Raw genomic sequence first — 10,932 nt, forward strand, 5'->3', positions numbered from 1 at the left:
CCCACATCGCTGTCAACTATGGCGTGCTGGGCATTGTAGCGAGAAGCATTGCTGGAGGCTCTGAAGCTTGCCTGGCCACTACCAATTACTTCCGCCATACCATAGGAGGAGTAGTTGTCGTCCCAGGGACTCAGGTTGGTTACGGAGTCATTGATGCGATAGATTTCAGCATTTGACATTCCATAGCCGAAGGCCTTGTCAACGCTTATCGTCGTGTCTCCGTCGGTTGTGGTAACCGAGTCGACCTGCCGGACGGTGTTACCACCGATCAGGATGTAGTCATCTCCGCTCAGACCGGAAACACTTGCATTGGTGATCGTGTCTGAGTGAGCGTTTACATCGCCTCTGCCGGCCATGCGGGCGTCGATGCTGGGAATCAGTACGCGCCTTACCGGCGTATCCAGTCCATCATCGGAGAGCATCAAACCGATGCGTCCGCCCTGCCGGGCCCAGTCCTGATCGTCCGGTGTGGAGTCCGAGAGCGTCCCGTCGGCGTTAATGTCGCCGGGGTCTATGAACCCCACCTCGTCCGCGCCAAACGCGGGAACGATGGCGAGCAGGGACAAGAGGATAGCCCCGATTATCACTAGTGGTATAAACCGCGTTTTACTGTTCACTTAACTACCCCCTTAGGTCTCCGTGACTAAAGATGGATGATGACCATTTGGCTGGTAAACACACTAATACCCGAAAGGGGGTGTGCCCCTCCCGAGGAGTACCATTCCGATTTTTGACAGGATGCGGCAGTTGCCTGCATCTGCGCCTCACTTAGATTATCAAACCGCTAAGATTTGTACACCTTGCAAAGAGTCGTTGTCAAGGTCTCGGCAGGCGTATCCGTAAGCCACTTTCTGAGGAAATCAGGTTCGGAAACACGGCCTGCTGACGTTGCATTGGCCTCCATTTAGATGCACTGCGTACGGTGTCCGTATAAAGGTAAGGCAGTCTGCACGGCAAGTCAATTGTTTTTAAGACAAAGGTCAGAACGCATTAGTAACCCATCAGGGCGCTGGCTCGGTTCGAGCGCGTTATCATCTGCTCCATTGGGTCCGTAATTACGTTCACGCACGAAGGCGCACCTTCCATGCTGGCCGCATAGGCCCTCTCAAGGGCGGGACGGAGGTCGTCCGGATCAGTCACATACTCGGTGTGACCCCCGAATGCCTCCATCATCTTGTCGTAACGCACGTCCTGGACGTACCGTGCAACGCGCTCGCCGTAGTCGTCTGGCAGGCCCATGCGCGACTCCAGGTTGCCTCCGACTATGCCGGAGTTGTTGTTTACGATGAACACTATGGGCAGGTTGTGACGCACGGCGGTCTCCATCTCCATCGAGTTGAACCCGAAGGCACAGTCACCGTTCACGCTGACGACCGGGACATCGGGCCGGGCAAGTTTCGCACCCACGGCGAACGGCACTCCGACACCCATGCAGCCGTTTGTGCCCGAGTTCAGACGACTGGCAGGCGTGTTGGACGGAAGCACCTGCCGCCCAGTGGCGAGAGTAATCTGACCGTCCACACTGTATATCGTGTCCCTTGGGAAGACCTGCCTGACCTCATTGAGCAAACGGTAGGTGCGTATCGGAGTTGTGGGGGCCTCAAGGAAGGGCTGAATGGACTCCGCGTTGGATTCGGCCTTCTGCCGGAGCTCGCTGAGCCATGGGCCCTCTTCGGCCCTGTCCCTCATGCCTTCCGTTCGGCCATCGAGCTCTGTCAGTATCTGGCTGAGGGATTGACCCGCGTCGCCAATGATACCGACGTCCACCGCCCTGTTGAGTCCGATCTCTTCAGGTTCTATATCTATATGTATGATCTTGGCGTCTGGCGCGAACCTGCGTCCGAAGTCGAACATCCAGTTGAGCCGAGCGCCAACGACGAGGACCACGTCGGCCCCTTGCATAATGGTGCTGCGAGCGGCATTGAAGTTCATGGGATGATCGTCAGGGATGAACCCGCGTCCCATCGGCGACGGCAGGAACGGCATACCAAGCGTGTCCACCAGCGCGGTCAGTTGCTCGACCGGCTCAGACCAGCGGACTCCTTTGCCTACTATCATTGCCGGACGCTCCGCGTTGAGCAGAAGCTCGGCGGCCTTGGAAATCTCATCCGGGTTTCCCTGGGGAGGAGAACTCGCATAGTAGCCTGTAGGCCACTTCACCGACTCCTCGTCCACCATCTCCTGGAGGACGTCAGACGGAAGGTCAAGGTACACTGGCCCCGGCCTTCCGGTCTTGGCCTTTCGGAAAGCCATCGACATGTACTCCGGGATGCGCGCTGCGCTGTCCACCTGTACGGCCATCTTCGTTATCGACGTGAACATGGGGACGTTGTCGGTCTCCTGGAATGTGCCGGAGTAGCGACCGTGCTGAGGGCCCGACCCGCCGATGATCAGGAGCGGCATACAGTTGTCGAACGCAACGTGCGCGCCGGTTACTCCGTTGGTGACTCCAGGGCCTGCAGCGAGCACTGCCACACCGACCTCGTTCCTCACGTAGCCGTACGCAGTCGCCGCGAATGTCGCCGCCTGCTCGTGGCGCACCCCAATCGGACGCACACCAAGGCTGGGACCGTACCCCATCACTTCTACTATAGGACCGCCCGCGAGTCCGAACAGGGTGGTGATGCCCTCATTGGCAATCGACTTGGTTACTAGAGCGCTTCCTTCTACCTGGGCCATTTGGATACCTCCAACGGGTACTTATAACTAAGGTCTGATGGGACGTTGACTGTCCTACCTGGATTTCCAGACCGGTCGGCGTTTCTCCGAGAAGGCGCGAGGGCCTTCTATAGCATCTTCGGACGCTTGAACGTCTTCCATAATTGGTGCGCCAAGTCGGACTGAGAACTCAACAGGCTGGTCTTTTGCCCCGTAGACGATACGCTTTATTCCCTGGATAGCGAGCGGCCCGCAGAGTTTGATCTCCTCGGCTATCTCGTCACATTTGGCGAGTAGCTCAGTCCGGTCCTCGACGAGGTGCTGTATCAGCCCGATCTGGTAAGCCCGCCCGGAGTCGATTCTCGTTCCGGTGAGCATCATGTTTAGCGCCTCTCCGAGAGGAATCATCCGGGAGAGGTTGTGTACAGCGTGTCCTGGGAAGATACTCCAGCGCGGCTCAGGAAGACCGAACTGAGACTGTCGTGTCGCGACCCTTATGTCGCACTTAAGCGACAGCTCCAGTCCCCCGGCAACGCAGAAGCCGTCGATCGCCGCGATGATCGGCTTGAACACTCCTCTGTCTGCGAACGATGCTTCGTGTCTGCCTCGGATCGGGCTCTCCACCAGGTCACCGGCGGCATCGAGCGAGGCGCGCTCCTTCAGGTCCATGCCTGCGGAGAACGCGCGACCGCCGCTCCCAATCAGGATTGCGACGTAAAGGTCCGGATCGTCCCGAAACTTGTCGACTGCCTCTCGCAGCCCGACGCCGACCTCGCGACTGAGCGCATTCAGCGACTCAGGTCGGTTGAGCGTGATGTAGGCGATCTGGTTGCGCGTTTCGTACAGGACTGTATTCGTGGAAAGAGCCACAAGCTGCTCCCATCTGCTGTGCTTGGCCACTACAGGCGGAGTGTATCAGGTCAACATCACGTGGTCAGTATCGAGTGCACCCGTACGCTGATACAATTGGGCGCAACCTAGCTAACGGGAGAATTACTGTGCAGAAGCGAGCGATAACAGCACATGCGTCGCAGGTCATGGTGGAGCAGCTTGCTGCCTCCGGCGTGAAGTACGTCTTCAACAACTCAGGGTCCAGGGAGGCGCTGTTCTTCGACACGCTACACTCGCACCCTGACATCCACGGCATCCTGGGACTTCACGAGGGCTCCGTCACGGCGATGGCCGGTGGGTACACGCAGGTGGCAGCCGACCCTGGCGTTATGGTCGTCCACCTTGGGGCAGGTCTTGCCCAGAGCATGGGCCAGCTCATCAACGTGTGGTGGGGAAGCCTGCCGGTGGTTGTCATTACGTTCGCCGGAGACACTGGCAGCTTCGCGGACCGGATTAGCCTGGACCTGAGCCACAGCTTTGGCCCCACGTCCATAGCAGCTCCGATGACCAAGGAGAACTGGACTGTTGTAGAGCCTGAGGGTCTCCCCGCGGCGATAGAGCGTGCAGTACGAGTCGCGACCACGCCTCCAGTGGGGCCGGTCCACTTGGCCGTATATGACACCATGCTCGGTTCCGCTCCGGTTAGTACGGAGATTATCGAGGGCGGCACCCCCGCTGTTATGGCGGGCTACCCGTCCGACGACGACATCGAGCGAGTCGCGGTCGCCCTGCACGAGGCCGAGCGTCCATTGATCTACGCTGGCGACGGCATCTGGAAGACTGGCGCCGAGGCCGCGGTGACCGCAATAGCTGAGCGATTCGGCGCCGCTGTGGCAACGGGACGGAACGACCTGCGCGGCGTCCCGATCAAGCATCCTCAGCACGCAGGCTACTTCGAGAGAGCGGTAGAGGCGCTGAACCCCGACCTGATCCTTTCCATCGGCTCGCGTCACGGTGGTGCTGGTACAGCGTCGGACTACGTCGGCTTCGGTGGCGGCGCGACCCTGATGGCCATCGGATCAGATATTGAGAACCTGAAGAACATGCCAGGACTCGACCTCGCAATCCTCGCGGATGAGGGGAGGGCAATGGAGCGTCTGGAGTCGCTCGTGACGAGCGAGACTGAGCCAGGCCGCTACGACGACCGCAGGCAGTGGGCTCGTCAGGCCGCGTCTACACTACGCGACGAGCGGCGCACGGCGCTTGGGTCAGTTGGCGCTCAGGATGGCCGTGTACGGCCCCTGCCGTTGATCGAGTCGCTCGACGCTGAACTCGAACGTCTCGGCGGGGGAATCGTGACCACGGAACAGTTCGCGGTGCCGCAGGACGTGGTCGGAGGCGACAACGGGCCCGGCAACAACATGTACATCCGTCCCGCAGGTGGGTCTGAGGGCTACGGGGTTGGCGCCCCGATCGGCGCTAAGCTGGCCGCGCCTGACACGCCGGTAGTCGGACTCGTCGGTGACGGCTCCCTGTACTACGCGGACAGCGGACTGTGGACGGCGGTCCACCACAGGATTCCCGTGCTGTACCTCATAACCAACAACCAGGCATACGGAATTGTCGCAGGCGCGTTCGGACAGGCCGGTGGACAGATGCGCGAGTCTGGAGACTATGGCGGAGTCGCGCTGACCGGCATGGACCCGACCAAGATCGCAGAGGGCTTCGGCATGGAAGCCACCGACCTGACGGAGGAATCGAAGATCTCCGACACCATCGCCGAAGGTCTGCGCGTCGTCGAAGACGAGAAGCGCCCCTTCCTTATCAATGCACATCTGCCGATGGGCCTGCCTGAAGGCGGCAGGCCGGCTCAGCAGTTCCGGTTCGTCGACTAGTCTATCGGCCGCCCAGCGCAGACACTCAAGATCGTTCGTCCTGAGCCAGTCGAAGGGCGGTTCACCGACCATCATGACTGTTTGACAGTAAACTAGATCTTCGCCAGCTTTGAGAAGCTCCGTAGCTCCGTCGGCGGATCCATGCGACCGCCTCGAATGGTGAAGGACACTTCGCCAACGTAGATGTTGCCTTGGCTGTCCACGCCCATGCCGTGAGGAGCTATGAACTCACCCGAACCCGTGCCCTCATCGTCGGCGCCAAACAGAGCTAGACGGTTCCCGCTGGAGTCGTAGATACTGATGCGGTGTCCGTGTCTCGGGGGCGTCGGTTCCGCCTGCGTCGCGCCCGGAAGCTCGCCGACATAGATGTTGCCATCAGGCCCGATGGTCATGCCGTTGGGCATATGGATGTTGTTCCACACGTCGAGCACGTTGCCGTCGGTGTCGAATACCTGGATGCGGTGCGCCTCTCGGTCAGCGACGATGACGCGGTCACCGTCGTCCACGGCGATGTTATGTGGCCTGAGGAACTCGCCCGGGTCGATTCCCGGCCCGCCCCAGCTCTTAACGTACTCGCCGTCGCCGGTGTACTTGTGCACATTGAAGTTGCCGTAGCCATCAGAGATGTAGATGTGTCCAGTCTTCCTGGAGACTGCAGCATGGGTAGGCCGATTGAACGGCTCGCCCTTCCATATCTCTGAGGGTTGGCCGGTCGTGCCGATCGTCATCAGAAGCTCGCCCTCTCGGGTGAACTTGGTGATGGTGTGGATGCCGTCATCGACGCAGTAGATGGTGTCTTCTGGGCCGACGTAGATGCCGTGGGTACGGTCTCCGAATATGCCCTTGCCGAAACCGCGAACGAAGTCGCCTTCCTGGTTGAACACCATGACCGGGAAGTCAGGGTTTCTGCTGAACGCATACACGTCATCCTGGGAGTCGACGGCGACACCCGGCGTCTCTATCAGCCTAGCCCCTTCCGGCAGCTTGTGCCAGTCGAGTACATGTTCGTACCTGAAGTCGCCTTCGCCCAGAATCGCGCCCATGGTAGGTCTCCTTACTACTGAAGCTTCGTTGAGAATCTCGTTTCGGTCGAAAGGGTGGCCGTGCCTAGTAGACGTGTCCCTGCACTGAGGCCGCGATGGACATCTCTATGTCGTGGATTGCCTGGGTCATCGATTGCCCGATCAGGTCGAGCCTGCGCACCTGCTCGATGCGGTCTGACGCCTGGCGAGACTCGCGTGAGGACAGCAGCTCTCTGAAGATTCCGCATGCGTCCGCGAGACAGATCAGCATTACGTCCCTGGGATCCGGGATCTCGTCACTGAACAGCACGCCCATGATGCGCAGCTTCACCTCGCGCTCGACAGTGCCGTCTATTGTCGGGTAGCGCCTGGACTTGAACACCCACATGAACTTCTCGTCCTCGCGCTCCAGGATGCCGTGGTCGACCAGCCGCGAGAGGGCCCCTTCACGGAGATCATATGCGGACTGGGCAACATGCTCCACCCAGAAGCGGACGTCCTGCTGTTCTCCCTTTGCGATGTCAGCCAGCGCAGGATCGAGCAGACTGTCGCCTACGGGAGTGGAGTCGAGAAGCATGAGATGCTCGAGGTCCGTGTCGATTCGGTTCTCCATTGCTAGGTCCATCAGGACGCCACCAGCAATGGCATACTCAGTCGACCAGCTTGGGACGCGCACGAACCTGCCGTCCTCGTCGTTGAGCATGAGCAGGATGATTTCCTCTACTAGCGTCAGCATTGGGTTTGTCCTTTCCTTACCAGGATGCTCTTAAGGGAGAGGCTGCCATATCAGAGCACAGGGATTTCGTGTGTTGGGCGCCTGTCAAGGATTATAAACGACCGTCAGGCAATACAACAGTACATCAACAGGTAGGAAGCTGTGTCAATCCGGTAGGTATCTACCTCCCTACGGAATCTAATGTCCCCTCGCCCTCAGAGAGATGGTTAGAGCCTGCCCCGGACTTGATCCGGGGGTGAGGGTGAAAACACTGACTACCGTTACTGACACAGGTTCAACCGAGAGAGAAGATGTGAGATCAGTCGGGTTGACTATCCAACTCCAACTCAGATGCGATTGCCTCGCGGTCAGGATCGCCGGATGGGCCGCTATCACGTTCGGACAACTCCCGACGAGATACACGCTCGAATCTGCCGCCAGCTGCAGCCCTGGGGTCCGTATCTGCAAGCAGGGCGGTTGGGCCGACAACCTGCCTTGCTGCATCGGACAACTCTGAGGCTGCAGCCCTGCGATACAGCGATGCCAGAGACGCAGCCGTACCTGCCTCTGATCCGGACTGCTCGTTCCATGCGGCGCTCATCCTCAATAGGCGTGAGACACGACTCGCGATGTAGGCTTCTACCAGTACAAGCGCACGTATCGGGTCTTCGCCGAGTCCATTCTCGCGGGCAAATGCGATGAGCGCTTCGGTCTCAGACTCTACCCAGGATGGCAGATCGGCGCGCGGGTCCAGAGTCACTCTCGTGCTGAGCACCCGGTGGCCCTCACCCTCAGGCCCAAGCGCGTCCGAGCGGAGTACCCAGACGTCATCTAATCCGACCAGCCTTGGCGTAGCAGCAGTCAGGGTTCGGAATGACGGGTAGGTTATACCAGCTGAGGCCCCGTCCACGATCAGGCAGACGGGCTCGGGAGGATCATCCTGAAATTCGGACTCAGGCTGGACGAGAGCGACCGTCCAGAGTACGTCAGGTCTGCCCCCAAGTCCGGTGTACATGCCCGTGCCATTGAGAAGATAGCCGTCAGCATCCGGGACTGCGATGATTCCAACAGAGTCAGGGTCCAGCCCCACCTCTCCATTGGACGCAGGGGACAGGGCAATCCGGTGTCGCCAGATAGAACACTCGCCTGCTGCAAGTGATCTGACCAGGTCTGTTCTGATACTGCCGGATCCCCAGGCAGATATAGCCTGCCTGAGCGACTGGGCCTCACCATCATCCAGCCACAACAGGCCGCGCCGGTTCAACTCTTCGAGGATGACCACTGTCTCATCTGGCGACAGTCCTGCTCCTCCGCCCGATGCAGGTTCGGAGGGGGCCAGCCACCCCTTGCGTCCGAGTTCGACGGAAACCTCTCTCATCGTCGACACGGCATCCCCAGAGTCGAGCAGAACTTCGACGTTGTCGGGAACATTTGAGTCCAGCCACCCGGACACCTGCTCCCGGAAACGCTGCTGCTCCTCGGTGTACTCGTACGAGAAATCCATGGGCAGTGCTGGGCTAGGTCCTGAGTTCGGCGTTCAGCTCCCTCTGGAGCTGGCGGACGATGTCGCGCTGGAAGTGGTCGATCTGTTCCGACGTCAGCGTGCTGCGGTCGGACTGGAATACAACACGGAAGGCAACCGACTTGAGTCCGTCCGGCACTCCCTCGCCCGAGTAGATGTCGAACGGAGCGCTGCGGACCACCAGCGCATGGCGGTCTATGATTCGCTGTATGTTTGCAGCGGGCACTTCGTCGTCCACTACTACAGCAAGGTCTCGGTAGGACTCTGGGTACCTGCTCGCGCCTACATGCGTCTGGCGCAGGTCTCCGACCACGGAGAGCAGCGCATCGAGACTGATCTCGAACATCGCCGCCGGGTATCCGTCCAGGTCGTAGCTCTCCAGCAGGGGAGCCTGGAGTTCGCCCACCACGCCTAGCTCTACGCCGTTCGACGTGATGCGGGCAATGCGACCCGTCTGCATGATCGAATCTGTAGATGGCTCGTACTCGACCTCGATGCCGAACCTGTTGAAGGCGTACTCCAGCGCGCCCTTGGCGTCGAAGAAACCCATGACGTCCGACTCGGTCACCCACGACTCGCTGAACCGTGGGCCCGAGACCACGCCGACAAGCATCTCAAGCTCGTCCGGCAGGTCTCGCTCCTTCGCCTCAGGCTTGGGGATGTACACACGGCCGACCTCGAAGATACGCACTCCCTCGCCCTGGGCAAGACTGCGGTTGTACGCCAGCGTATTCAGCACATTGGCCCGCAGCGTCGTGCGCATGTACTCCCACTCTCGGCTGAGCGGGTTCGAGATTCGAAGTGGCGGATTGTCTTCATCGAGCGAGTCTACTCGTGACAGGTTCTCCAGCGTGGTCGGCGAGTAAGAGATGGTCTCCTGCATTCCTGCGGCTGCCATCAGGTCTCGCACCACGTCCTTGAGTTGCGTCATCGGCTGCGGCTCCCAGTGAGGGATCGCGCTCGACAGCATTGTGGTCGGCAGCGAGTCGTACCCGATGATACGCGCCACCTCTTCTACAAGGTCGTCCTCTATAGATATGTCAGAGCGCCAGTACGGCACTTTGAGCCAGAGCGTGTCCGAGCGTTCGGCGGACGGTGCGGCCTCAACAGCCTCGATCAGGTCGATCAGGCCACCCGGGGCTTCGCTCTCCTCGAATCCGAGCGACTCCAGCACCCGCTTGACCTGCGACATTGGATAGTTGACTCCCAGCACCTGCTGGATTCGTGAGCGGCTGATGCTGACCGTCGGAGGTTCGCGCTTGGTAGGGTAGAGGTCGATGATGCCCTTTGCAGCAGTGCCTCCGCACAGTTCGACTATGAGCTGCGTGGCTCGCCTGAGGCCATGTGGGGCGAGTGCCGATCTGATGCCGCGCTCGAACCTGTCGGAGGCGTCGGTACGAAGGTCGAGAGCCGTGCGCGTCAGCCGTGTGTTGACGGCGTTGAAGCTCGCCGATTCCAGCAGTACTGACGTCGTCTCCTCTGTCATCTCAGAGTTGGCTCCGCCCATCACGCCTGCGAGTCCAACGGCATCGTGGGAGTCCGATATGGTCAGCATTGGTGGAGTGAGCTTGCGCTCCTGTCCGTCCAGTGTTGTCAGCTTCTCTCCCTCACGTGCAGCGCGGACGATGATCGTCGCGTTCCGGCACTTTTCGAAGTCGAACGCGTGCAGCGGCTGGCCGTACTCGAGCATCACGTAGTTGGTGATGTCCACCACATTGTTGATGGGCCGCTGACCGGCCTTGATGAGCGTGTCCTGAAGCCAGCGCGGCGACGGGCCGATCTTCACGTCCTCGATCAGGCTGGCCGTGTAGCGGTAGCAAAGGTCGGGATCGGCTATCTCGATCTTGACCTTGCTTTCGATGTCCGGGCCTTCCTCTGGGTACGAGTAGTCAGGCTCGGTGATCTTCTCTCCAGTGATGGCCGCGACCTCGTGGGCGACACCGAGAATCGAGAGGCAGTCCGGTCTGTTGGAAGTGACCTCGGCGTCCAGAATGGCGTCGCCGAGATACTGCCCGAGCGGAGTCCCTACCGGAGCATCGTCGTCCAGCACGAGAATTCCCTCGTGGTCCTCGCCAAGTCCAAGCTCCAGAACTGAGCAGACCATTCCAGCCGATTCGACGCCCCGAATGCGGGCGCGCTTGAGCGCCTCCACCTTGCCGGAGCGCGGACTGTACAGCGACGCGCCCTCCCTTGCGAAGGCGATCTTCTGCCCTGCCGCCACGTTCGGGGCTCCACAGACGACAGTGGCCGTCTCGCCGTCCCCTAGGTCCACTGTCGGCAGCTTGAGCC

The 10,932-nt window shown here is 60.2% G+C and carries 8 protein-coding genes; 1 reads left to right on the plus strand and 7 read right to left on the minus strand.

Going from position 1 to position 10,932, the window contains the following annotated elements; translation table 11 throughout:
- From J4G14_13270 to J4G14_13280, 3 genes are all read right to left on the minus strand, one after another.
- The coding region (locus tag J4G14_13270; protein MCE2458760.1) for a hypothetical protein at positions 1–617 on the minus strand (617 nt) is incomplete at its 3' end.
- A 373-nt stretch (positions 618–990) separates the two neighbouring features.
- A complete protein-coding gene (locus J4G14_13275) occupies positions 991–2,679 on the minus strand; it encodes a thiamine pyrophosphate-binding protein (GenBank protein MCE2458761.1) in 1,689 nt (562 codons plus the stop codon).
- 54 nt (positions 2,680–2,733) lie between these two features.
- Entirely contained in the window at positions 2,734–3,528 is a 795-nt protein-coding gene (locus J4G14_13280; GenBank protein ID MCE2458762.1) for an enoyl-CoA hydratase/isomerase family protein, read from the minus strand.
- Positions 3,529–3,656: 128 nt separating this feature from the next.
- Here J4G14_13280 and J4G14_13285 point away from each other — a divergent pair, with 128 nt between their 5' ends.
- Positions 3,657–5,384 carry a thiamine pyrophosphate-binding protein gene (locus J4G14_13285; protein MCE2458763.1) on the plus strand — a complete coding sequence of 576 codons (1,728 nt, stop codon included), beginning with the start codon at positions 3,657–3,659 and terminating at the stop codon, positions 5,382–5,384.
- A 92-nt stretch (positions 5,385–5,476) separates the two neighbouring features.
- Here J4G14_13285 and J4G14_13290 read toward each other — a convergent pair whose 3' ends face one another.
- From J4G14_13290 to J4G14_13305, 4 genes are all read right to left on the minus strand, one after another.
- Complete coding sequence (locus J4G14_13290; protein ID MCE2458764.1) at positions 5,477–6,427, minus strand: hypothetical protein; 951 nt, start codon at positions 6,425–6,427, stop codon at positions 5,477–5,479.
- Between the two features lie 64 nt (positions 6,428–6,491).
- Positions 6,492–7,142, minus strand: coding sequence for a GPP34 family phosphoprotein (locus tag J4G14_13295; GenBank protein MCE2458765.1), 651 nt, complete (start codon positions 7,140–7,142; stop codon positions 6,492–6,494).
- Between the two features lie 298 nt (positions 7,143–7,440).
- The gene (locus J4G14_13300; GenBank protein ID MCE2458766.1) at positions 7,441–8,625 is read right to left on the minus strand and encodes an acyl-CoA dehydrogenase family protein; all 1,185 of its coding nucleotides are present in this window, start codon (positions 8,623–8,625) and stop codon (positions 7,441–7,443) included.
- Positions 8,626–8,638: 13 nt separating this feature from the next.
- Positions 8,639–10,932, minus strand: a 2,294-nt coding sequence (locus tag J4G14_13305) for a phenylalanine--tRNA ligase subunit beta (protein ID MCE2458767.1), incomplete at its 5' end; no start/stop codon positions are given.

Source organism: Dehalococcoidia bacterium (genome assembly GCA_021295915.1).
Lineage (GTDB): Bacteria > Chloroflexota > Dehalococcoidia > Lucifugimonadales > UBA1123 > VXRN01.